Annotated in this window: 18 protein-coding genes; 10 read left to right on the top strand and 8 right to left on the bottom strand. The window is 74.2% G+C overall.

Annotated features, from left to right (window positions below; all coding sequences use genetic code 11):
* Nucleotides 1-99: 99 nt before the first annotated feature.
* Nucleotides 100-990, bottom strand: a complete 891-nt coding sequence (locus ACQUFX_RS25890; protein WP_428962841.1) for an A24 family peptidase — start codon at nt 988-990, stop codon at nt 100-102.
* A gap of 472 nt (nt 991-1,462) precedes the next feature.
* On the opposite strand from ACQUFX_RS25890, the gene ACQUFX_RS25885 reads away from it, so the two are divergent.
* The 3 genes from ACQUFX_RS25885 to ACQUFX_RS25875 all read left to right on the top strand — a co-directional run bounded on the left by ACQUFX_RS25885 (nt 1,463) and on the right by ACQUFX_RS25875 (nt 4,584).
* Nucleotides 1,463-1,954: an LppU/SCO3897 family protein gene (locus ACQUFX_RS25885; protein ID WP_428967080.1), complete on the top strand. Its 492-nt coding sequence runs from the start codon at nt 1,463-1,465 to the stop codon at nt 1,952-1,954.
* A gap of 647 nt (nt 1,955-2,601) precedes the next feature.
* On the top strand, nt 2,602-3,054 hold the full coding sequence (locus ACQUFX_RS25880; RefSeq protein WP_428967079.1) for an LppU/SCO3897 family protein: 453 nt from the start codon (nt 2,602-2,604) through the stop codon (nt 3,052-3,054).
* Between the two features lie 288 nt (nt 3,055-3,342).
* On the top strand, nt 3,343-4,584 hold the full coding sequence (locus ACQUFX_RS25875) for an ATP-binding protein (RefSeq protein WP_428962840.1): 1,242 nt from the start codon (nt 3,343-3,345) through the stop codon (nt 4,582-4,584).
* 72 nt (nt 4,585-4,656) lie between these two features.
* On the opposite strand, the gene ACQUFX_RS25870 is transcribed toward ACQUFX_RS25875, so the two are convergent.
* On the bottom strand, nt 4,657-5,202 hold the full coding sequence (locus ACQUFX_RS25870; protein WP_428962839.1) for a GNAT family N-acetyltransferase: 546 nt from the start codon (nt 5,200-5,202) through the stop codon (nt 4,657-4,659).
* 150 nt (nt 5,203-5,352) lie between these two features.
* Between ACQUFX_RS25870 and ACQUFX_RS25865 the strand changes: the two genes are divergently transcribed.
* Both ACQUFX_RS25865 and ACQUFX_RS25860 read left to right on the top strand, forming a co-directional pair.
* Nucleotides 5,353-5,898 (top strand): DoxX family protein, encoded by a 546-nt coding sequence (locus tag ACQUFX_RS25865; RefSeq protein WP_428962838.1) that lies wholly within the window; start codon nt 5,353-5,355, stop codon nt 5,896-5,898.
* 264 nt (nt 5,899-6,162) lie between these two features.
* Nucleotides 6,163-7,623, top strand: a complete 1,461-nt coding sequence (locus ACQUFX_RS25860; protein ID WP_428962837.1) for a glycosyltransferase 87 family protein — start codon at nt 6,163-6,165, stop codon at nt 7,621-7,623.
* Nucleotides 7,624-7,708: 85 nt separating this feature from the next.
* Here ACQUFX_RS25860 and ACQUFX_RS25855 read toward each other — a convergent pair whose 3' ends face one another.
* From ACQUFX_RS25855 to moaC, 4 genes are all read right to left on the bottom strand, one after another.
* Nucleotides 7,709-8,131 (bottom strand): molybdenum cofactor biosynthesis protein MoaE, encoded by a 423-nt coding sequence (locus ACQUFX_RS25855; RefSeq protein ID WP_428967078.1) that lies wholly within the window; start codon nt 8,129-8,131, stop codon nt 7,709-7,711.
* An 8-nt stretch (nt 8,132-8,139) separates the two neighbouring features.
* Nucleotides 8,140-9,393, bottom strand: a complete 1,254-nt coding sequence (locus tag ACQUFX_RS25850; protein WP_428962836.1) for a molybdopterin molybdotransferase MoeA — start codon at nt 9,391-9,393, stop codon at nt 8,140-8,142.
* A 146-nt stretch (nt 9,394-9,539) separates the two neighbouring features.
* On the bottom strand, nt 9,540-10,010 hold the full coding sequence (locus ACQUFX_RS25845; protein ID WP_428962835.1) for a MogA/MoaB family molybdenum cofactor biosynthesis protein: 471 nt from the start codon (nt 10,008-10,010) through the stop codon (nt 9,540-9,542).
* Nucleotides 10,007-10,498, bottom strand: coding sequence for a cyclic pyranopterin monophosphate synthase MoaC (gene moaC, locus ACQUFX_RS25840; RefSeq protein ID WP_428962834.1), 492 nt, complete (start codon nt 10,496-10,498; stop codon nt 10,007-10,009). Before moaC ends, ACQUFX_RS25845 begins: the two co-directional genes overlap by 4 nt.
* A 594-nt stretch (nt 10,499-11,092) precedes the next feature.
* Between moaC and ACQUFX_RS25835 the strand changes: the two genes are divergently transcribed.
* From ACQUFX_RS25835 to ACQUFX_RS25820, 4 genes are all read left to right on the top strand, one after another.
* A complete protein-coding gene (locus ACQUFX_RS25835; protein WP_428962833.1) occupies nt 11,093-13,624 on the top strand; it encodes a putative bifunctional diguanylate cyclase/phosphodiesterase in 2,532 nt (843 codons plus the stop codon).
* 70 nt (nt 13,625-13,694) lie between these two features.
* Nucleotides 13,695-15,032 carry a glycosyltransferase 87 family protein gene (locus ACQUFX_RS25830; RefSeq protein ID WP_428962832.1) on the top strand — a complete coding sequence of 446 codons (1,338 nt, stop codon included), beginning with the start codon at nt 13,695-13,697 and terminating at the stop codon, nt 15,030-15,032.
* Nucleotides 15,029-15,661: a phosphoribosyltransferase gene (locus ACQUFX_RS25825; protein WP_428962831.1), complete on the top strand. Its 633-nt coding sequence runs from the start codon at nt 15,029-15,031 to the stop codon at nt 15,659-15,661. Before ACQUFX_RS25830 ends, ACQUFX_RS25825 begins: the two co-directional genes overlap by 4 nt.
* Before the next feature lie 22 nt (nt 15,662-15,683).
* A complete protein-coding gene (locus tag ACQUFX_RS25820; protein WP_067367823.1) occupies nt 15,684-16,106 on the top strand; it encodes a TFIIB-type zinc ribbon-containing protein in 423 nt (140 codons plus the stop codon).
* Between the two features lie 72 nt (nt 16,107-16,178).
* On the opposite strand, the gene ACQUFX_RS25815 is transcribed toward ACQUFX_RS25820, so the two are convergent.
* Nucleotides 16,179-19,769: a replicative DNA helicase gene (locus ACQUFX_RS25815; protein WP_428967077.1), complete on the bottom strand. Its 3,591-nt coding sequence runs from the start codon at nt 19,767-19,769 to the stop codon at nt 16,179-16,181.
* 414 nt (nt 19,770-20,183) lie between these two features.
* Here ACQUFX_RS25815 and ACQUFX_RS25810 point away from each other — a divergent pair, with 414 nt between their 5' ends.
* A complete protein-coding gene (locus ACQUFX_RS25810; protein ID WP_428962830.1) occupies nt 20,184-21,959 on the top strand; it encodes a hypothetical protein in 1,776 nt (591 codons plus the stop codon).
* Nucleotides 21,960-22,128: 169 nt separating this feature from the next.
* Here the strand turns inward: ACQUFX_RS25810 and rplI are convergent, their stop codons facing one another.
* Nucleotides 22,129-22,575: a 50S ribosomal protein L9 gene (gene rplI / locus ACQUFX_RS25805; RefSeq protein WP_067367832.1), complete on the bottom strand. Its 447-nt coding sequence runs from the start codon at nt 22,573-22,575 to the stop codon at nt 22,129-22,131.
* Between the last annotated feature and the right edge of the window lie 3 nt (nt 22,576-22,578).

The following is a 22,578-nucleotide window of genomic DNA, read 5'->3' as shown; positions in this document are numbered from 1 at the left end:
CTCACCCCCCGGCGGCGGGCGCATCCGGTGCCGGGGTGCCGGTGCCGGGGCGTGGAGGCGTGCCGGAGGGCGTGGGTACCGGTGGGCGGGTGGTGTGGCTCAGGCGAGCAGGGCGGCCAGCCAGGCGCCGGCGAGCAGGGCCGGGCCGAGGGGCAGCACGGTGTCCCGGCGGACCCGCCGCAGGGCCAGCAGGACGAGCACGACCAGGCCGTTGAGCAGGTGCGGCAGGGCCAGGCCGAGCAGTACCGACGGCCAGCCCAGCCACCCGAGCGGCAGGCCCAGCACCGCGCCGAGCTTGACGTCGCCGAAGCCGAGCCGGGAGCCGGGCAGCAGGGCCAGCACCACGTACAGCAGCGCGGAGCCGGCCGCCCCGGCCAGGACGGTGAGCAGCCGACCGGGCGTACCGGTGAGCAGCGCGGCGGCGGTCAGCCCGACCGCGCCGACCAGCCCGGCCGTCGCCACCAGCGGGTCCGGCAGCCGCAGGCAGGCCAGGTCCACCGCGCCGAGCACCAGCCCGACGACGGCCATCCCGAGCAGGGCGGGCAGCGCGGGATCATGGTGCCGCGCCGCCGCGAGCCCGCCGAGCACGATCGCCCCGATCACGACGGTCACCACGACCGGGGGGCCGCGCCGGATTTCGCAGTGGGTGCACCGGGTCGCCACCCAGCCGGCGGCACCGGACGGTGGGGGCTGCCCGCAGGCCCGGCACGCCGACCGGGGCGGCCCGTCGACGGGCGTGGCCATCCGGTGGGCGAGGCCGGGTACGACGGCCCCGGCCAGCGCCCCGGCCACCGCGCCCACCAGGGCAGGCAGGAACGCGCCTGGCAGGGCGGGCAACAGCGCGGCTGGCAGGGCGGGGGACAGGCTGTCCAGCAGGGCTGGGGAGACGCTGCTGCCCAGCAGGGCAGGGAGCGGCGTGCCTCGCCCGGCGGGTGACCCGGTGTCCAACAGGGTGGGCGGCAGGGCGGCGACCGGCACGCCCAGCGACATGGGCGGGATGCTACCGGCCTCCCCCGGCCACCACCGTCCCGTCGGTTCCCGCCGCCCCGTCGGTCCGCCCGTCGGCCCCCGCCGACCTGTCCACGTCCACCGACTCGTCGGGCCGGCATTGCCACGCCAGTGCGGTGTCGTGGCCGGAGAGACGTGAGCTGATCAGTGGGTCACGCTACGGTGACCACGGCGTCGGCGTCACTTTCCGCATGCCGGCCCCTACCCACCCGGGAGGACGCGCATGGCGAACCACGGGCCACCGGCCGGCGGCGGTCCCGACGCCTGGCGCTCCGGCGACGCGTACGGCCCGCCGGAGCAGGCGACGGGACCGGGCGGCCCGTGGCCGGGGTACCCGTACCCCGGGGACGAGCGGAACCCGGGCCGCCCCGGTGCCGCGTACCCGGACGCGGCTGCCCCCACCAGCGGGTACCCGACCGGAGCGGGCCAGCCCGGCATCCCGTCGTACCCGGTGATCCCGTACCAGTCCGGCGACCCGGGGCCGGAGCCGGGGCCGCCCCGGCGGCACCGGAGCCGGGGCCCGCTGATCGCGGTCGCGGTGATCTTCACGGCTCTCGTCGTCGGTGGCGTCTCGACGCTCTTCCTCCTGCGTCAGCGGGCCGAGGAGGCGTCGGTCGCCACCGCGACCGAGGCACCCCCCTCCCCCGCGCCGCCCACCGGCACACCGGAGCCGGGCGGTGCCGCGCCGGAATCGTCGGCCGACCCACGGTTCGTCAAGGTGGGCCAGTGCGTCCGCAACGACGGGCCGCTCGGTGGTCAACCCAAGTTGGCGATCACCGAGTGCGGCCCGAAGACGTACGAGGTGCTGCGCCGTTTCGACGGGGCGACCAGTGGTGAGAAGGACGCCGAGGCCAAGTGTGCCCGGGTCGAGGGCTACACCAACTGGTACTTCTTCGACAGCGAGTTGGACACCCTCGACTTCGTGCTCTGCCTGAAGCTCCGCTGAGCCGGCCGCTCCGCCGGGGCCACCGGCTGCCCACCCCTCCGACACCTCTTGAGGACGCGATGTCATCCTTCGGACCACCCGGCCCCGGCCAGCCAGAGGATCCGCACCAGCAGCCGTCGGCCGGCCGGCAGGAGCCACCGCTGGACCCCACGCTGCCGCAGTGGGGGCAACCGCCCACCGGGGACGGCCGGCCCGCCACGGGGGACGGCGAGCCACCCACCGCGCCGCTGTGGAACCTGCCGCAGGCCGGCGGTCCGCCGCCGCTGCCGCCCGTCTCCGGAGCGGGTCACCCACCGCCGGCCTCCGGAGCGGGTCACCCGCCGCCGGCAGCCGGTGGGGCGTATCCGCCGCCGGGCTCGGGGGCCGGGTACCCGCCGCCGGGGCCGGGGCAGCCGGCCGGGCCGTACCCGCCCGGTGGCCCGTACCCGCCGGGTGTCGGAGCCGTGCCACCCGGCGGAGTGCCGACGCCGCCCGGTGACCCGGCGGGGACCTGGGGCCCGCCGCCCGGCGGGGTGCCGGGGCCGTTTGGTGGCCCACCCGGGGCGTGGGAACCGCCGCCGCCCGGGGGCTACGGGGCTGCGCCGCCCGGCGGCTACGGGCCGGGGTCGGCTGCACCACCGGCCCGGGGGAACGGTCGACAGGTGTTTCTGGTCGTCGCCCTGATCGTGCTGCTGGTGCTCTGTCCCTGCCTCGGGCTCGCCGCCTGGGGGGTGCGGCAGGCACTGGACGACGGTGAGCCTGCGGCGGCTCCCGTGCCGACGGCCAGCCTGCCGGCCCCCGGCGCACCGGCGAGCCCCGACCCGGACGTCCCGCCGACCGGGGAGCCGACCGGAGAGCCGAGCGCGACCACGACCCGCCCGACCACGGACGCGGGCGAGCGGTTCGAGCGGGGCGACTGCGTCGTCAACGACGGTACGGACCGCAACGCCGACCTGCGCACGGTGCCCTGTGGGCCGAACACCTACGAGGTGCTGCTGCGGATCCCGGCCACCACGGAGGGCGAGCAGTGCCGGCGGGCGGCGCCGGAGTCGACCGCGAACTACGTCCACGACAACCCGGTGGACTTCCTCGACTACGTGCTCTGCCTCCGCCGACGATGACCTCCGCCGACGAGGACCACCGCCAGCGATGACCACCGCCAGCGACCGGGCCTGGTCGGCCAGCAGGAGGGACCGGCAGCGATGACAAGCAGGAGAGGCCGTTCAGGCCACCGGTAACCGAAACTAGGGATGTCTAGCGAAAAGCCTAGACAGCCCTAGTTTCGGGTCGAGTACGCCGGGCCGGCCACCGGTCGCCGACCATCCCGCCGGGCCGAGCCGCCGACACGCCGATCGGAGCTTCTAGCCACATCTACCGTCGCGGCTAGACGGCTCGATACGGTGCGAGACGTGGATCCGGTCCGCAACCCGTACGCACCCGGCGCCGGGCAGCGTCCGCCCGAACTCGCCGGGCGCGGGCGCGAACTCGACGTCTTCGAGGTGGTGCTGGAACGCGTCGCCCGGGGCCGCCCGGAGCGGAGCCTGGTGCTCACCGGGCTGCGGGGCGTCGGCAAGACGGTCCTGCTGAACACCCTCCGCTCCCAGGCGATCGGGCGGCTCTGGGGCAGTGGCAAGATCGAGGCCCGGCCGGACCAGTCGTTGCGCCGGCCGATCGCCGCCGCGCTGCACATGGCGGTCCGTGAACTCGCCCCGCGTCACCGGGCACCGGAGCGCATCGACGGCTTCCTCGGCGTGTTGAAGGCGTTCGCCCAGCGCAGCGCCCCGACCGGGCGCGGCGGCACCCCGCCGAAGCTGCGGGACCGCTGGCAGCCCGGGATCGACGTGCCGGCCGCCAGCGGGCGGGCCGACTCCGGCGACATCGAGATCGACCTCGTGGAACTGTTCACCGACGCGGCGGCGGTGGCCACCGACGTCGGCACCGGCATCGCCCTCTTCATCGACGAGATGCAGGACCTCGGCGCGGAGGACGTCTCGGCGCTCTGCGCCGCGTGCCACGAGCTCTCCCAGCTCGGCGCGCCCCTGATCGTCGTCGGCGCCGGCCTGCCGCACCTGCCGGCCGTGCTCAGCGCCGCCAAGTCGTACTCCGAGCGGCTCTTCCGGTACCAGCGCATCGACCGGCTCGACCGGATCGCCGCCGACCAGGCGCTCTGCGCCCCGGCAGAGCGCGAGGAGGTCGAGTACGAGCAGAAGGCGCTCGACCTGCTCTACGAGTCCTCCGGCGGGTACCCGTACTTCGTGCAGGCGTACGGCAAGGCGACCTGGGACCACGCCCCGCGCTCGCCGATCACCGCCGCCGACGTCCGGGTCGCCGCTCCGGAGGCGGAGGCCGAGTTGGCGGTGGGCTTCTTCGGCTCCCGCTTCGAGCGGGCCACCCCGGCCGAACGGGAGTACATGCGGGCGATGGCCACGCTCTCCGGGACGTCCGGGGAGACCGGCGAGGGGCACCGGGACGACATGGACGCGGCGGTGCCGACCGCCGAGATCGCCCGTTCCCTCGGCCGGAAGCCGGCCAGCCTCTCCCCGGCCCGGGACACGCTGATCAAGAAGGGACTGATCTACTCGGGCGAACGCGGCACGGTCGCCTTCACCGTCCCGCACTTCGGCCGGTACCTGCGCACCCAGCCGGCCTGACGGGCCGACCCGGCGGCACCGGCACCGCGCCGAGACCGCCGGGCACGGGAGCCGACGTCGCCGAGCGCGGGGTCAGACCTTGGACCAGGGCGGCGGGAAGAGCACCTCGCCCCGGGGTGGCGGTGGCTCGCCGCTGGTCGTCGGCGGCAGCACCAGGGCCTGCCAGGGCTCACCGAGCCCGGACCACGGGCTGGTCAGCCCCAGCCGGTCGGCGGCCTCGAAGCCGAAGCGGCGGTAGAAGGCCGGGTCGCCGAGCACCACCACGATCCGTTCCCCCAGCTCGGTGGCGGCGTCCAGGGCGGCCTGCACCACCGCCGTGCCGTGCCCGGTCCGTTGCCGGTGCGGGGCCACGGCCACCGGGCCGAGGGCGAGGGCCGGGAAGAAACCGCCACCGGTACGCACCCGGACCCGGCTGAGCAGCGCGTAGCCGACCACTTCGCCGCCGTGCTCGGCGACCATGGCCGCTTCCGGCACCCAGGCGTCGCTGCCGCGCAGCTCGTCGACGAGCCGGACCTCGGGCGGGACGGCCACGTCGGGCCGGGCGAACGCGGCGGCCAGTACCCGCCGGACCGGGCCGGCGTCGGCCGGGCCCTCCGGTCGGAGCCGCAGGCTGGTCACCTCCTGACGGTACTCTCTGCTGCCGGTCCAACCGCGACGGTGACCTCTTTCGGCGTGGCGAGCCCGCACCTGGACGCCGGCCGGGTGGCCACGTCCGCCGGATCGGCGGTTGGAGGGGTGACCGACGCCGCGACGGGGTATGACTGATCCATGAAGCCCGTGCGCACCCTCGCCCGCGTCATGTTGAGCGGAATCTTCGTGGTCAGCGGCGCCCGCAACCTGCAGAACCCGAGCCGGCTGGTGCCGGCGGCGAAGCCGGTCACCGACCGGGTCGCCCCGCTGATCGAGCGGACCTGGTCGGCTGTCCCGACGGACACCGAGACCCTGGTCCGGGTCAACTCGGCGGTGCAGCTCGGTGCCGGCCTGATGCTGGCCACCGGCCGGTTCACCCGGCCGGCCGCGCTCCTGCTCGCCGGCACACTGGTGCCCACGACCGCTGCGGGTCATCCCTTCTGGAGCAACGACGACCCGGCCGAGCGCACCCAGAACCAGATCCACTTCCTGAAGAACCTCGGCCTCTTCGGCGGGTTGCTGCTGGCCGCCGCCGACACCGAGGGCAAGCCGGGGCTGCGCTGGCGGACCGGACACCGGATCGGCCACTCACGCCGGTCGGTGCAGCGCGCGGTGCGCACCGCGCGCCGGGAGGCCCGGATCGCCGTACGCTCGGCCGCCGCCGCCCGACGACTGCCGGGCTGACCCCGCGCGGCGCCCCGGCGCACCGCCGGGGCCACCCCTCACCCCTCTCACCTGCCCATACGCCACCCCTCCCGGACCACCACCCCCACAAGGCCGCGAAACACCTGAACCAACCCTTAGGCGTTAACGCGGCGGAAATGTCGCAAACATGTGTGGGATCGGACACGGTCGCATAACGCGGGAGGCAGAGACGTGAGGCACCGTTCTAGGCTCCGCTCAGGACCTGGACGGCAGGATCGATCGTGGTACGGGGGTGGCGACGGCATGCCGGCGACCGTCGGGAGACGGGCGGACCGCCTCGCCCACGTCCAGCGGCTGGCCCGACGGATCGACCGGCGTACGGTCGTGCGCGCCGGGATCGTGGGCCTCGTGGCGTACGCCGCCTGGGTGGCCGTCGGCCTCTTCGGCCGGCCGTACAACTTCTTCGACATGAAGATCTACCACGGCGCCGTGGTGTGGTGGGCCAGCGGCCGTGAGCTGTACGAGTTCATCTCCCCGGGGACGACCCTGGGGTTCACCTACCCGCCCTTCGCCGGGCTGCTCATGCTGCCGATGGCCCGGATCCCGATCGGGGTGGCCGGCCTGCTCAACGCGGCGGCCAGCATCGCCGCGCTGACCGTGGTGCTGGCCGGGCTGCTCCGCCCGATCGTGGACCGGCTGGGCTGGCCGCTCTGGTTCACCGTCGGCGTCGCCGTCCCGCTCGCGGTCGCCATCGAGCCGGGCCGCGAGACCCTCGGGTACGGCCAGGTCAACCTGCTGCTCTTCGCACTGATCATGGCCGACCTGATCGGCCTGCGCTGGCGGTCGCGGCGCGGTACCCGACTCGATCCCGCCGCCGGCCCGCTGCACCGGTTCGTCTACAGCGGCGCCTGGGCCGGGGCCGGCATCGGGCTGGCCACCGCGATCAAGCTGACCCCCGCCCTCTTCATCGTCTACCTGGTGATCACCCGGCAGTGGCGGGTGGCGGCGACCGCGATCGGCACCACGATCGGCGTCACCATCGGCAGCTTCGGCCTGGTCGGCCCGGAGGCACGCGCGTACTTCGGCGGGGTGCTCTGGCAGACCGAGCGGGTCGGGGCCGCCGACATGACCCCGAACCAGTCCCTGGCCGGGCTGCTGGCCCGGCTCTACGACTCGATCGAGACCCCCGGCCTGCTCTGGCTGGCCTTCTCGGTGCTGATGCTGGCGCTGGGGCTGTCGAGGGCCGCCAACTCCCGGGCCGACGGCGACGAGTTGACCGCGTTCACCCTGGTCGGGCTGACCGCCAACGTGATCAGCCCGATCTCCTGGACCCACCACCTGGTCTGGGTGATCCCGGCGATCATCGTGCTGGCCGACGCCGCGGTCCGCCGCCGCGAGGCGAGCCGGGGGCTGGCCCAACGGGCCACCCCACCGTCCTCGTACGGCGGGCTGCCGGGGGTGAACGGGCTCCGCCCGCCGATCTGGTACCCGGCGCTGACCGGGCTGCGCCACGGCGTCGCGGCGGTCGTGTTGTACCTGCTCTTCCTGGTCTCGCCGATCTGGCCGTACGAGCACCAGCTCCCCGAGGTGTCGCACTACCAGGACGGCCTGTTCGGCGCGCTGATGGAGAACTCGCTGGCGCTGGCCCTGATCGTGCTGGTCGCCGCGCTGCCCTGGCGGCCGGGGGCCGAGCCGACGTTCTACACCGACCGGGCCGGCCGCCCGACGCTGACCACCGCCCGGCGGACCACCATCCGCCGCTGACCCCATCGGGTCACCCCGACGCGGGGCGTCCCGCGCCTGGGCCGCCCCGACCGGGGCGACCTCGGGCCACCGGGCGGGCGGGTGGTCAGGGGCAGTTCACCCACTCCTCGGTGCCGTCGGCGAAGACCTGCCGTTTCCAGATCGGCAGCCGCGCCTTGACCTCGTCGACCAGCCGGGCACAGGCGGTGAACGCGGCGGCCCGGTGGGCGGTGCTGACCGCCGCGACCAGCGCCACGTCCCCGATGGCGAGCTGCCCGATCCGGTGCGACACGGCGACCGCGTACACCTCGGGGTCCGCGCCGATCTCCGCGGCGACCTCGTGGAGCACCTCGGCGGCGCTCGGGTGGCCCTCGTACTCCAGGCTCACCACCGCCCGGCCGTGGTCGTGGTCGCGGACCACGCCCTGGAAGGAGACGACCGCGCCGGCCCGGTGATCGGCGACCGCCGCCTCGTGGGCGGCCGGGTCGAGCGGGTCGGTGGTCACCGCCACGGAGACGGTCGACGTCATGGAGCCGGTCACGTGGCACGCTCCCCGGGCAGCAGTGGCAACGGCACGAACGGTACCCGGTCGCCCGGCTCGCCCGAGGTGTCCGGCGCGATCACCACGAACCCGTCGGCCGTGGCCAGCCCGCGCAGCATCGCCGACCCGACGTGCCGCACCGGGTACGCCGTCCCGGCCACCCGGTCCAACCGGGCCAGGGCCAGGTGGGTGTACCGCCCCCGGCCGGGTACCGGCTCGGCGAGCGTGGTGTGCGGCAGCACCGGCAACGGACGGCCCTGAAGGCCGGCGAGCAGCGGCGCGACCAGCGAGACCAGCGCGACGACGGCGGACTGCGGGTTGCCCGGCAGGCCGGCCACGAAGCGGACCCGACCGTCGTCGGAGGTCACCCGGGCCAGCAGCATCGGGAAACCGGGCCGGACCGCGACCGTGTTCACCACGTAGTCCGCGCCGAGCGCCGCCAGCGCCGGGTGGAGGTGGTCGACCGGCCCGTTCATCGTGCCGCCGGTGGTGCAGACCAGGTCGGCGGTGCCCAACGCGGTACGCAGCGCCGCCACGTGCGCCGGCAACGTGTCGGCGACCGGGCCCACCACGTCGGCGGCGCGTACCTGGCAGCCGTACCGGCGCAGCCAGGCCGGCACCGACGGGCCCAGCGCGTCGCGGACCCGGCCGGCGCCCGGCGGGCCGGCGGTGAGCAGTTCGTCGCCGAAGACCAGCAGCGCCGCGCGGGGTGGCCGGCGGACCCGCAGGCTGTCCTGGCCGCAGGAGGCCGCCAGCCCGACCAGGGCCGGGTCCACCGGGGTACCGGCCGGCACGAGTTCCTCCCCGGCACCGGCCTCCTCACCGGGCAACCGCCACTCCGGATTCGGCCGGGGCGTGCCGGTGACCAGCCCCTCCGGGGTACGGGTCGACTCCTCGACACGCACGATCGCGGTCGCCCCCGCCGGGACCATCGCGCCGGTCGCGATCTCGACGGTGCTGCCGTCGTCGGACAGCGGTGGCGGGGCGCTGCCGGCGAGGACCCGGCCCACCACCCGCCACGGACCTTCGCCGCGCACCGCCCAGCCGTCCACGCTGGAGGTCGGGAAGGCGGGCAGGTCCGTCCGGGTGGTCAGCGGCTCGGCGAGGGTGTGCCCGTCCACCTCGGCCAACGGCCGCAGGGTCGCCGGGAGCGCGCCGGCCAGCCCGACCGCGTACACCCGGGAGCGGGCCTCCGTCCAGCCGGCCGGCGGCGGGGCGACGAGCGGGTCGGTCGCCGATGCGGACTGCATACGCACACCTTTCGAGGTAAGGAAGGGCCCCTTCTTAACGCATTCTGTTGTACAGGGGCCCCTTCCTCACACCGGGAGCCGCGAGCTGACACCGGAGCCGCGACCTTACCCGGCTGCGGCGCGGGGTGGGACACGCGCGGGGAGAGTCAGTGGTCGCCGCCCCGGAGCTGGTCCACGGTGTGGGCGAGAATCGGGCCGAGCACGGCCAGGCCGTCCCGGGCGCCGCCGGTCGAGCCCGGCAGGTTCACCACGAGCATCCGGCCGACCACCCCGGCCAGCCCCCGGGAGAGCGCAGCGGTCGGCACCTGCGCCCGGCTGTGCGCGCGGATCGCCTCGGCGATGCCGGGGATCTCGTAGTCGAGCAGCGCCCGGGTGACCTCCGGGGTCCGGTCGGTCGGGGTGACGCCGGTACCTCCGCTGGTCAGCACCACCTGCACCCCGTCGGCCCGGGCCGCGCGCAGCGCGGCGCCGACCGGCTCGCCGTCGGGTACCACGATCGGGTCGTCCACCGTGCAGCCGAGGTCCCGCAGCCCGGCGACGAGCAGCGGGCCGCTGGTGTCCGGGTACACCCCGGCGGCGGCCCGGTTGGAGGCCACGACCACCCGGGCGCGGATCACGGCCGGCCCTCCGGCCGCCGCCACGCGCCGGTCTTGCCACCGCTCTTGCTCAGCACCCGGACGGCGTCGACCGAGGCCGCCGGGTCGACCGCCTTGACCATGTCGACCAGGGCGAGCCCGGCCACGGCCACGGCGGTGAGCGCCTCCATCTCCACCCCGGTCCGGTCCGCCGTGCGGGCGGTGGCGGTGATCTCCACGCTGTCGGTGGTGAGCCGCAGGTCGACCGTGACGCCGTGCAGGGCGATCGGGTGACAGAGCGGGATCAGGTCGGGGGTGCGCTTGGCACCCATGATGCCGGCGAGCCGCCCGACGGCGAGCGCGTCCCCCTTGGGCAACCCGTCCCGACGGAGCAGGTCGACCACCTCGGGCGTGGTCCGCAGCCGGCCGGCGGCGACCGCCTCCCGGCCGGTGACCGGCTTGGCGGTGACATCGACCATGCGGGCCGCGCCCGCCTGGTCCACATGGGTGAGCTGCGCGGGATCGGTCACGGTCGGCAAGCCTAACGGTACGGCGGGCACCCCGGCACCGTCCGGCCCACACCACCCGGCGCGACGGCATTTCACCAGTACGTAAAGACTGCCTCCCCGGCGCATTGTTCGGCCGCCAACCGTTTCCCGGCAATTCAACAGGGATCAATCCCATGTCTCGCTGAGCAGAGCACCCGAACACCCCGAGTGGCGGAGGTGATCACCAGGTGGGCAGGATGCGAACATGGGCCGGCCACCCGAAAGAATGGCGATCGGGGTCGACCTCCGGCGGCGACGTCGGACATTCCGCCACGGGCTGGTCCGCGGAGCGACATCTGCCACCGCGCTCCGTTCCGCACACATGGACAGAACGTGACAAATAAAGCCCATCTTGGCTAATGTTGCCCATAACGACATTTATTTCTTCTAACCGGGAAGAACTTCCCCTAATCTGCTCCCAAGACAGAGGCGCCCTCTTTCTTCGAACATCCCGAATTGGCGCTGGGCGTGAAGGGAGCGACACGATGCGTGGCACCGACTGGGGCTGATCCGGAAAAGCGGCCGATCGAGCCGTTAGACTTGCGTGCCCATCGACGTGGCACCTCTGGGAGTGGCGTGACACTTTCCCAGCGACGAGGCAACGAGACCGATAAGCGGCTACGGCTGCTCGTCGGTCTCGTCGTCGGTCTCGCCCTCGTCGTCCTCGCCGCCGCCGTCCTGCTCGCCCTGGGCTCGCCCTTCCCGACGTCGACCGTCGACGGGGCGACCCTGGTGATGCTGACCTTCCTGATCGTCGTCGGGACCCTGGTCACCATCCGGATCCGGATCCGCTCGACCAACCAGCTCATCAACTGGAGCGAGACGGCGATCATCATCGGGGTGGCGATCGCCCCCGCGCCGTGGGTCATCCTCTGCACGGCGGTCGGCATCGCCCTCGCCTACCACCGAATGCCCCGGATCAAGCTGGCCTTCGGCGTCGGCAAGAACGTCCTGGTGGCGTTCGGCGCCGCCGCCGTGCTGACCGCCCTGGACTGGCGCTGGCCACCCGAGCACGCCCTCGACCTGGTGGCCCCCCTCTCGGTGGCCTACCTGGTCGCGGCGCTGCTCGACGACCTCCTGGCGATCCCCGTCATCGCCCTGGCCGCCGGCAACCGGATCACCCGCCAGTTCCGCACCGACCTCGACCTGCGCATCGCCGGATTCGTCGCCCGCTTCGTGGTGGCGGTCTGCACCCTGATGCTCCTCTGGGCCGACCCCCGGCTGCTGCTCGCCGTCCCCCCGCTGGTGCTGAGCCTGCACCTGGCCTACTCCGCCCGGGTCCGGGCCCGGACCGAGCAGCAGGCCTGGCAGCACCTGGCCCGCGCCACCGACGCCCTCAACGTGGTCGAGGTGGACCGGGTCCTGACCACCGCCGTCACCCAGGCCGCCGAACTCTTCTCCGCCGACGAGGTCGAGATCCACCTGCACCCCAGCGGCCGGACCGTGCGCGGCAGCACCAGCGGAATCAGCCACGACGGCCCGCCCGAGGAGACCAGCGCCGGCACCGGCACCACGGTGCCGATCACCCTGGAGGGCCACGACCGCACCGACGACATCGGCGTGCTCCGACTCCGGTTCCGGGGTCCGGTACGGCTCTCCGAACGGGAGCAGTACACCCTCCGTACCTTCGCCTCCGCGCTCTGCACGGCGGTCCGCAACGCCCAGGCGTACGCCGAACTGGCCCGGATCTCCGAAGAGCACGCCTACGCCGCCAGCCACGACGCGCTCACCGGGCTGGCCAACCGGCGGCACCTGCTCGACCAGGGCACCGAACAGCTCAGCAACCGCCACGCCGACGGGGTGACCGCCCTGGTGCTGATCGACCTCAACCACTTCAAGGAGGTCAACGACACCCTCGGGCACGCCGCCGGGGACCGGGTCCTCGTCCAGGTCGCCGACCGGCTCCGGGCCGCCGCCCGCCCGGACGACCTGGTGGCCCGGCTCGGCGGCGACGAGTTCGCGGTCCTGCTGCGCGGCCTGCCCGCCCCGGCGGTCGCCGCGCACCGCGCCGAAGGGCTGCTGGCCACACTCAACGAACCCTTCGAACTGGACGGCATGCGGATCAGCGTCGAGGCCAGCGGCGGCATCGCGGCACCCGGCACCAGCGGCGGGATGCCCGAACTGCTGCGCCGCGCCGACGTCGCCATGTACCAGGCCAAACGCAACGGCCAACGGATCTCCACGTACGCGGCCACCAGCGACACCGCCGACCTCGGCCGGCTCACCCTCGGCGGCGAACTGCCCCGCGCCGTGGCCGACCAGGAGTTCACCGTCAACTTCCAGCCCATCGTCGACCTGGGCACCGGCGAGGTGCTCGGCGCGGAGGCGCTGGCCCGCTGGCACCACCCCACGCACGGCCTCATCGACCCGCTGCGCTTCCTGGAGGCGGTGGAACGCTCCGGGCTGCTCCCGGCCTTCGCCGACGCCATCCTCGACCAGGCGCTGCTCGCCGTCACCGGCTGGCGCAGCGCCGGCTTCGACCTGCCGGTCGCGGTGAACGTCTCCCCCCGCAGCCTGCTCGACCCGCACTTCCCCACCTCGGTCCTGGCCCGGCTGCGCGCCCACGACCTGCCACCGGACCGGCTGATCCTGGAACTGACCGAGACCCTGACGCTCAGCCAGCTCGACGTGGTCGACCAGGTGCTCAGCCGGCTGCGCGAGTCCGGCATCCAACTGGCCCTCGACGACTTCGGCACCGGCTACTCCTCGCTCTCCCTGCTCTCCCGGATCCCGGTCCACGAGCTGAAGATCGACCGCAGTTTCGTCACCGCCATGGAGACCTCGGCCGAGGCCGCGGCGGTCATCCGCTCCACCCTCGACCTCGGCCGAAGTCTCGACCTCACCGTCGTGGCCGAGGGGGTGGAGAGCGAACCGCAACGCCGCGCCCTCTGGGAACTGGGCTGCACCGCCGGCCAGGGCCACCTGTTCGCCCGACCGATGCCGGCGGGCGCGCTCCTCGCCGCGTTCCGGCGCGGCTCCGGCGGGCGCCCCGGCACCCTCGCCCCACCCCTGCACGACGCCGGCGCGGTCATCCGCCTCGCCCCCGGCCGCCGCCACCCCGCCCGCGCCCGCGCCGACCGCCAGCCCCACCTGCCCGCCCAGGGCTGACCACCGGGACGCGGGCAGGCCGAGCCGGCACGACGGGCGGGTGACCGGGGGGTCTGCCAGACTGGCCGGTGTGACCGTCGCCGCCGAGCAGGGCTCCCGCAGTCGCTGGCGGACACTGGACCGCTCCGGCGGCGGGCTCCACCTCGACCTCCTGCTCCACACCGGCTCGGCCGTGTTCGCGGCGGTCACCGCCGGCACCTCCACCCTGCCGCCGCACCGGGCCTGGGGGGCGGTCGCCGTCGTCGCGTACCTCTGCGCCACGCTCGCCGTCGCCGGTCAACTCCTCGCCCGCCACCACCGGCCCACCACCCCGCTCGCCGGTACCGCCGCCCGCTGGGCGGTCACCACCGCCGCCTGGGTCGGCGCCGCCCTGCTGCCGCTCGTCCTGCAGAGCGTCGAACGGGCCGCCGGAGACCCCGACCGGGCACAGGAGGAGGTGCTGGTCATCGAGGACTCCGGCATCCGGCTCGCCGAGAACGGCACCCCGTACCTGTCCCGGGACGCCATCGCGTCGCTCCCCGCCGACGAACGACTGCTCGGCTACACCCCGTACCAGCCGGGAATGGCCCTGTTCGGGCTGCCCCGGGCGGCCGTCGACACCTGGTGGACCGACGCCCGGGTCTGGTTCGCCCTGGCCACCGTCGCCGCCCTCGCGCTGGCCGTCCGGGCCCTGTGGCGACCCGGCCGCCCCACCGACCCCACCGGGCACCCGGCCAGCCTTCTGCTGCGCGCGGTCCAGATGGCGACCGTCCTGCCGATCTGCGCCCTCACCCTCGCCACCGGCGGCGACGACCTGCCCGTACTCGCGCTCTGCCTGCTCGCGCTGACCCTCGCCGGCACCGGCCGCCCCGGCGCGGCCGGCGTCGCGGTCGGCGTGGCCGGCGCGCTGAAACTGCTCGCCTGGCCGATCGCCCTCGTCCTGATCTTCTGGGGCGCCACCCGCCGCGCCGGCCTGCGGGTCGCCGCCGGGGCGCTCGGCCTGCCGGCGCTCGCCCTGCTGCCCGTGCTGCTGGTCGACCGGGCCGCCCTGGCGGAGAACGTGCTCCGCTTCCCCCTCGGCCACGGCCTGGTCACCAGCCCCGCGCAGTCGCCCTTTCCGGGGTACCTGATCGCCACCGCGCTGCCCGCCGGGCGCGCGGTCGCCGCCGCGCTCCTGCTCGCCGCCGGCTTGGCGATCGCCGTCCACCTCGTCCGCCACCCGCCCCGCACCGCCGCCGCCACCGCTCTGATCTGCGGGTACGGCCTGCTCGCCGCGATCGCCCTGATGCCCTCCACCCGCTTCGGGTACCTGCTGTACCCGCTCGCCCTGCTGGCCTGGGCCCCCGCCCTGACCACGTACCGGTCGGCGGGCTCTTTCCCGCAACCGGCTCGCACGGCACGGCGGCAGGGCGTAGACCTGAGAACATGACGACCTACCGCAACCGGGCCGAGGCGGGCGCCGCCCTCGCCGGACAGCTCTCCGGGCTGGCCGGCCAACCGGACGTCATCGTGCTCGGGCTGGTCCGGGGCGGGGTGCCGGTGGCCCGGGTGGTCGCCGACCGGCTCGGCGCCCCGCTCGACATCCTGGTGGTCCGCAAGCTCGGTATGCCGTGGGCCCCGGAGGTGGCCTTCGGGGCGCTCGGCCCCGGCGGGGTGCAGGTGCTCAACGAGCAGGTGGCGGCGGGGCTCGACCAGGCCGACGTCACCGAGGTCAGCCAGCGCGAACAGGCCGAACTGGACCGCCGCGAACGGCTGTACCGGTCCGCCCGGCCGCCGCTGGACCTGGCCGGCCGGACCGCCGTCGTCGTCGACGACGGCCTCGCCACCGGCGCCACCGCCCGCGCCGCCGTCGCGGTGGCCCGTCGGCTGGGCGCGCGGCGGGTCGTGGTCGCGGTGCCGGTCGGCTCGGTGGAGGCGTGCGACCTGCTGGCGACCGAGTCCGACGAGCTGGTCTGCGCCCAGCGGCCACCGGACTTCGGCGCGGTCAGCACCTACTACACGGACTTCCACGAGGTCTCCGACGGCGAGGTGACCGACGCGCTGGCGGCGGACAGGTGACCCGAGCGGGTACCTTCGGTTCATGCTCACCTGTCCCAAGTGTCACGGAGAAATGCGCCAGTACGAGCGCAGCGGAGTCGTCATCGACCAGTGCGGCGAATGCCGGGGGATCTTCCTCGACCGCGGCGAACTGGAGAAGCTGTTCGAGGCGGAGGCGAACTGGAACCGGCAGCAGGGTGCCGCCGCGCCGCAGCAGCCGACCGCGCCGGGCGGCTACCCGCCCCCGCCGCCACCCCCGCCGGCCCACGGCGTCCACCCGCAGCACCACCAGCCCGGCCACGGTGCCGTACCCCCGCCGCCCCCGGCGCACGGCTACCCGCCGGCACCCGCCCACGGGTACCCGCCGGCCCCCGCGTACGGCGGGCACGGGCAGCAGCACTACGGCTACCACGGCCACTACCGGCGCAAGAAGCACAAGGGCTTCCTCGACGAGATGTTCGGCTGAGCCTCGCCGCGATCGGGCCGGCACCCCACCGGCCCGATCGCCGTGCCCTCGCCCCTCTCGACCGGCCTCCGGTCAGACGATCGCCATGTCCACGAAACGGGACAGGTGCAACTGCGCCGCCACGGTGATGGAGTCCGTCGGACCATTTCTGTGTTTTGCGACGATAAAATCCGCCTCGCCGGCCCGGGGGGATTCCTTGTCGTAGTAGTCGTCCCGGTGCAGCAGAATGACGACGTCCGCGTCCTGCTCGATCGAGTTGTGGGTGGCGATCCCGTTGGCGATGAAGTTGTGCGTGCCGAGCACGGTGGCGTCGTAGACGTCCTGGGTGCCGAGCGACTCGATCGAGGTGATCTCGTCCCAGAAGATGTCGTTGGTGGCGTGCAGATCGAGGTCGACGGCATCCAGCACCTTGGCGATCTTCGCCAGCCTGGACCGGCTCGGCGAACGCTTCCACAGGGCGCTGCCACAGAACTGCGTGTCGATGGCTGCCGCGAATTCCCGATGGCTCATCCCACGCTCCACCAGGAGCTCGCGAACTCTCGTCCACACTTCCTTCGGCACCGTGTCGACATTCGTGTTGCTGGTCGACTGCTCCAGGATCGCCAGCAGGTCGGCGCAGTTGGCCGAGCGCTCGCCGTGGACACCGATCTCGCGGAGGAAACGCAACTGGTCGTCGCGCCCGGAGATGTCGAGCGTGTACTGCGGGCGGTGCCGGGTCACGGGCACGGTCCGCAGTCGGGCGGTGATGCAGTACCTGAGCAGCAGCCGGGAGAGGTCCTCCAGCAGTCGACGGCTGGTCGAGCTGAAGTAGACCCGGCCACCGCGCCCGGACTTGTTGACGACCACCGAGCCGTCCGTTGCCCAGATGTGCCGCAGGAAGAGGGTGACCTGTTCCTTGGGCAGCGCGAAGATCCGCTGGGGCAGGAACTTCTCGTGTGACCGCAGGCCGAACAAGCCGAGGTCGTCGAGCCACTCGGCGATCGGATTGCGCCGACCGCGGGCGAGCCGGTACGGCGCGGGCAGCCGCAGCGTGGTCACCCGGGCGGCGGGGTAGTCGTCCCTGATCGCCGAGATACCGAAGTGCTTCGCGGCCTCCGCGACGGCCGTCAGGTTCTCCTCGTCACAGCTGGCGTACCTGATCGGCTGCCGGCGTACGAACGAGCCGTCGCCGAGCAGATGGGCCAGGAGGATGACCTCCTCCTCGGGCCACGGCCGGATCGCCAGTGGCGGCGGGATGTGGCGGGGCGCCGCGATCCGGGCGCCCGCCGCCAGCTCACCCAGCGGCTGCCAGCCGGCGAAGGTCAGGAACGGGTGGTTGGCGGTGGCGTCGATCCGCTTGCCCGAGGCCAGGGTCATCCGGAAAACCTCACGGTGACCGCTCGGGAAGACGTGGGTCATGGTGCGCGGCGTGTAGCGGAGCGACTCGTCGAGCGCCCAGACGGGAATGTCCTTCGCCCCGGCGGTCAGCAGCTCACCGAGGGTGACCTCGGCGTTGTTGTCCGCCCGGATCAGCCGCGTGTCGGCCGTCAGGCAGCCGGACTCCCGCAGGTCGGACAACTGCGGCCGCTTGTCGGTGCGCTGCTCGGGGCCACGGTTGAGCTGGCTGACCGCGATGACCGGGCACTCGACCTCCTTGGCCAGCAGCTTCAACCCCCGGGAGAGGTCCGCGACCTCCTGCTGCCGGCTCTCCGTCCGCTTCGGCGAGGTCATGAGCTGGAGATAGTCGACCACGATCATCTTGAGGTCGTGCTTCTGCTTGAGCCGCCGGGCCTTGGACCGGATCTCCATGAGGTTCATGCTCGGGGTGTCGTCGACGAAGAGCGGGGCCTCGCTGATCTCGCCCATGCACCGGGCCAGCTTGGTCCAGTCGTCGTCGGAGAGCTGGCCGCTGCGCAGCACGTGCAGCGGCACCCGCGCCTCGGCCGAGAGCAGCCGCATGACGATCTCGACCTTGCTCATCTCCAGCGAAAAGATCGCGGCGGCCTGGTTGGCCCGGATGGCGGCGTTACGGGCGAAGTCCATCGAGGCGGTGCTGTTGTGCGTCGGCACCATGCCCCGGCCCGCCAGGTACAGGTGGTCCGGGTTGTCCACGGTGACGCAGCGGACCGGCACGCTGGGCACCGGCCGGACGGCCACGACGTGCCGGATGGTCGCCGGGTCGACGTCGGCGGGGCCCCGGGCGGTGCCGGTGGCGGCGTGCGCCGCCCGCTTCCCGTCCGCCCGGAACACGACGTCCCCGGTGGCGAAGATCAGCCGGTACGGCTTCGGGTCGTCCGGCCGCAGGTCGAGCGTGGCCCGGTAGCCGAGCCCGACCAGCAGTTCCCGGACGTCCTCGACCAGGTCGGGCGTGGTGCCGGCGTACCGCACCTCCCCGGTCGCGACGACCGCGCCGGCGGTGTCCAGCAGGCCGGCGAGCAGGTCCCGCCGCTGCGTCTCGGCGGCCCGCAGGTAGTCGGGGGGGATGCGCCCGCCGGCCGCGCCGTCGCCGAGGCAGGCCCCCAGCAGGTACGGCGGCACCACGAGGTTCCGCTCCGGAAGCTGGAGCGGAGCGCAGGTACGCACCATGTGGTTGGGCCGGCCGTCGGCGGTCCGCAGGGTCGCGGCGATCTCGGCGGTGGTGACCACCGACCCGTGCTGGTCACCGGCGTCGACCAGGGCAGTCGCCGGGCCCACCAGGAGCCCGGCGCCGAGGGCGGCCTTGCCGCTTCCGGCCGGGGCGGAGAGCACCAGGTCCGGGCGGCGGTCCTGGACGGTGCTCGTCAGCCACAGGTGTTCGGCGTCGGCCACGACGATGCTGCCGTCGGAGAACTCCACCTCGTAACAGGGGCGGCCGTGCCGGACCGCGAAGGCGTGGGTGACCGTGGTCGGGGTCCCGTCGGCGGCGAGCAGCCGGTCCCCGACGGCGACCTCGCCCATCGTGGTCCAGCCGTCGGGCGTGGGCAGCGGCGTGTCGAGCGCGAGCGCCTTGCCCAGACCGGGGCGCCCGGCCACGATGATCAACTGACCGGGGTGCAGGCCGTTGAGGAGCCGGTCCAGGTCGGTGAAGCCGGTCGGTACGCCGGTCATCACCCCGCCCTGGGCACCGACCGCCTCGATCTCGTCCAGGGTCGGCTGGAGCATGTCGGCGAGGACGGCGAAGTCCTCGCTGACCCGCTTCTCGGTGATGTCGTAGACGGCCTGCTGGGCGAGGTCCACCACGTCGTCGACGTCCCGGCTGCCCCCGGCGGCCGTACCGTAGCCGAGCTGGACGATGCGGGTGCCGGCCTCGACGAGCCGCCGCAGCACGGCGCGTTCGCTGACGATGCGGGCGTAGTAGCCGGCGTTCGCGGCGGTCGGCACGGCTGCCATGCAGGTGTGCAGGTAGGGCGCTCCACCGATCCGGCCCAGGTCGCCGGAGTCGGCCAGGGCGGCGGCGACGGTGATCGCGTCCGCCGGTTCGCCCCGGCCGTAGATCTCCAGGATGGTGTCGAAGATGGTGGCGTGCACCGGCCGGTAGAAGTCGGTGGCCTTGAGGATCTCGACCACGTCGGCGACGGCGTCCTTGGACAGCAGCATGCCGCCGAGGACGCACTGCTCGGCGGCGATGTCCTGGGGCGGCGTCTTCTCGAACTGGCCCTCGCGCTGTGCCGGGGCCGGCCCGTTGACCCGTGGTTCCGTCCGCATGTCGTCGGTGACCGACACGGGTCCCCCCTCCGCAGCGTCGGATCGGTCCCCGGCTCGACACCGGGGTGTGGCAACTCCCGACCGACCGGCCCGCTCGATCGGGGGCCATCGCACGGCCGGTCCGGGGGGTAACCATACGGAACCCGAGGTCAGGGACTCAACATGGCCGGTGGACGAGTCTCGGGACAACCTGTGGACAGCGGGGACCTAGATGTGCGCAGGGTGTGCACAGCCTGTGGACAACCGTTGGGGAATTCGCCGCCGCACGCCCGTGACCTGTTGCGACCCGATCCCCACCCTGTGGACGAGGATTTTCCGCTCAGGTCGGGGGCCGGATCGTCCCGTACTATTCCTGCAAAGGCGACACCTGGACAGCGGGTTGCACTTTCGGTTGAGAAGGGTCACGCTCCGGCCGTGAGCTACCGGGACTGGGGACGTGGGGAGGGCAGCCCCCGCGAGCCGATCGCTGGGTGGGCCGACTCCGACGATCCGCGCCCGGCCGCCTCCGACGCCTCGGAACGGTACCGCACGCCGAGCCGGCGCCGGGCGATCGAGCGGGGCCAGGACGAGCCGGTCGACACGTACCTGCCCCGGTGGGCGCTGGAGTCCGGCGTCGAGCGCGCCGACGGCGGTGGCCGGCACGCGGCGGCCCCCGACGACGAGCCGGTACGCCCCCGGGGCGGGCGACGCCGGGCGGCGGAGGAGCCGGATGGTCGGCGGCCGACGACCGGGTCCGTGGGCGGGCGACGCCGGGCGGCCGAGCCGGCCCTGCGGGACGAGCCGGTCTCGGGGGTCCCGACGGGCTCCGAGCACACCCGGGAGTGGACCTTCGACCGCCCCCAGCAGGACGGGTACGTCGGGAGCCGGCGGGCCGAGTCCGCCGGGGACGACCCGGTGTCGGGGGTGACGCCGCGCAGCCGCCCGCGCCGGGCGACGTCCCGCCGGCCCGAGGTGGTCTGGAGCGGCCTGACGGAGTCCGGTGGGGGCGAGCCCCCGACCCCCACCGAGGACGTGGCCGAGCCCCCACGCCGGAGCCGGCGCAGCCGGCGGGCCACGACGGAATCGGGGTCGGTGCCCCGGTCCGGGTCGAGGACCTGGCCGGGATCGGGGATCCGGTCGCGGTCGGCGGAGTCGGGCCGGGACGGGACGGGCCGGCGGAGGGCGGCCGGTGATCCGGCCGACCAGCCACCGGTCGACCCGTGGGACGTGTCCGGCCTGCACACCTGGCAGCGGTCCGGGGCCGGCGACGACCGTGTCGACAGCACCGGCCAGTGGGACCGGTTGACCGACACCGGCCAGTGGAACGCGGCGGACACCGGCCGGTGGGACCTGGACGACGACACCGGCCAGTTGGCGCGGCGGGCGGCGAACCGCTGGGCACGGCTGCCCGGCCCGGACGGCTGGGCGGAGGCCGACGAGTTCACCGTGGCACCCACCAGCGGGACCGGTTCGCCGGTCAGTGGTGGCTGGGACGATCCGCTCCGCCCCGGCGGTGTCGACGGCGGCTGGTCCGGTGCGGATCGCGGTGCGCGCGAGGACCGTGCCGACCGGGCGGATCCGGTCCGGCCCCGGTCGGTCGACCGTAACCGGGTCGGGCCGGCGGAGCGGGGCACCGGTTTCTGGTCGGGTACCCGGCTGTCGGGGGACGACCCCCGCTGGGCGGAGCCGCCGCCGTCCGCGCCGCAGTCGCCGGTGGTCGGCTACCCCGCGTCCCGGCCGGCCACGACCCCCCGGCGGCGGGCCGCTGCGGGGGAGACCCGGGCGGCGGCCGGTCGGCAGGCCGCTGCGGCGGCGGCCCCGTCGTGGTCGCGGCGGATCGAGGAGGACCTGCTCGACCCGGACCAGTCCGGGCCGTTCCGTCCGCTGGTCTACACGGTCGCCTGCTACCTGGTCCCGGCGCTCCTGGTCTTCCTGTGGCTGTTGACCCTCGACGGGCAGGCGCCGGCCGGCTGCGTCACGGACATCACCGGTGGCGGCTGCGCCTCGCCCCGGTCGCAGGCGTTCGGCTCGCTGGTGTCGGGCACCCCGCGCTTCGGTCTGGCGCTGGCCAGCAGCCTGGTGGTCGCGGAGTTGCTGCGTCGGGTCGGCACGACCTGGCGTCCGGCGACGATCGCGCTGGCCGCCGCGGTGATGGGCGGTGGCCTGTCCACGGTGATGATCAGCGTGGTGACCGGGCAGCCGATCGGTTGACCACAGGACCGGCGGAGGCCGGTCCGGTTCGAGCGGGACCAGCCCGGACCGGCGGGGCTCGGTCGTCCCGGCCCATCCCGGCTCCCGGCCCGTCCCGGCGTCGGTTCCACCCCCGACGCGACCGGGCCCGCACCGTGGGGTGCGGGCCCGGTCGTCGTACGGCTCGGTGTCAGCCCTGCTGGACGTTCAGGTCGAACTTGGCCGTCACCTCGGGGTGCAGCTTGATCCGCACCGGGTAGGAGCCGGTCGACTTGATGTGACCGGCCAGCTCCAGCCGACGCCGGTCGAGGGTCGGACCACCGGCGGCCTTGACGGCCTCGACGATCTCGGCCGGGGTGACCGAGCCGAAGAGCCGCCCGCCGTCGCCGGCACGGGCCTTCAGGGTGACCTTCAGACCCTCGAGCTGGGTCTTCACCTCGGTGGCGTGGCCCAGGTCGCGGATCTCGCGCGCCGCGCGGGCCCGCTTGATGACCGTGACCTGCTTCTCCGCACCCTTGGTCCAGGCGATGGCGAAGCCCTGCGGAAGCAGGTAGTTACGGCCGTAGCCGTTCTTGACCTCGACGACATCGCCGGGGGCACCGAGGCCGGAAACCTCCTGGGTCAGGATGATCTTCATTTC

Origin of the sequence: Micromonospora fluostatini, assembly GCF_050410825.1 — a bacterium.
Taxonomy (GTDB): Bacteria; Actinomycetota; Actinomycetes; order Mycobacteriales; family Micromonosporaceae; genus Micromonospora; species Micromonospora rosaria.
This window is presented reverse-complemented; position numbering and strand designations above follow the sequence as displayed.

Excerpts from the sequence above, each read along its gene's own strand:
- ACQUFX_RS25890 (WP_428962841.1), bottom strand. The coding sequence starts at position 990 with ATGTCGCTGGGCGTGCCGGTCGCCGCCCTGCCGCCCACCCTGTTGGAC.
- ACQUFX_RS25865 (WP_428962838.1), top strand. The coding sequence starts at position 5,353 with ATGAAGCCCGTGCGCACCCTCGCCCGCGTCATGTTGAGCGGAATCTTC.
- ACQUFX_RS25860 (WP_428962837.1), top strand. The coding sequence starts at position 6,163 with ATGCCGGCGACCGTCGGGAGACGGGCGGACCGCCTCGCCCACGTCCAG.
- ACQUFX_RS25855 (WP_428967078.1), bottom strand. The coding sequence starts at position 8,131 with ATGACGTCGACCGTCTCCGTGGCGGTGACCACCGACCCGCTCGACCCG.
- ACQUFX_RS25850 (WP_428962836.1), bottom strand. The coding sequence starts at position 9,393 with ATGCAGTCCGCATCGGCGACCGACCCGCTCGTCGCCCCGCCGCCGGCC.
- ACQUFX_RS25825 (WP_428962831.1), top strand. The coding sequence starts at position 15,029 with ATGACGACCTACCGCAACCGGGCCGAGGCGGGCGCCGCCCTCGCCGGA.
- ACQUFX_RS25820 (WP_067367823.1), top strand. The coding sequence starts at position 15,684 with ATGCTCACCTGTCCCAAGTGTCACGGAGAAATGCGCCAGTACGAGCGC.
- ACQUFX_RS25815 (WP_428967077.1), bottom strand. The coding sequence starts at position 19,769 with ATGCGGACGGAACCACGGGTCAACGGGCCGGCCCCGGCACAGCGCGAG.
- rplI (WP_067367832.1), bottom strand. The coding sequence starts at position 22,575 with ATGAAGATCATCCTGACCCAGGAGGTTTCCGGCCTCGGTGCCCCCGGC.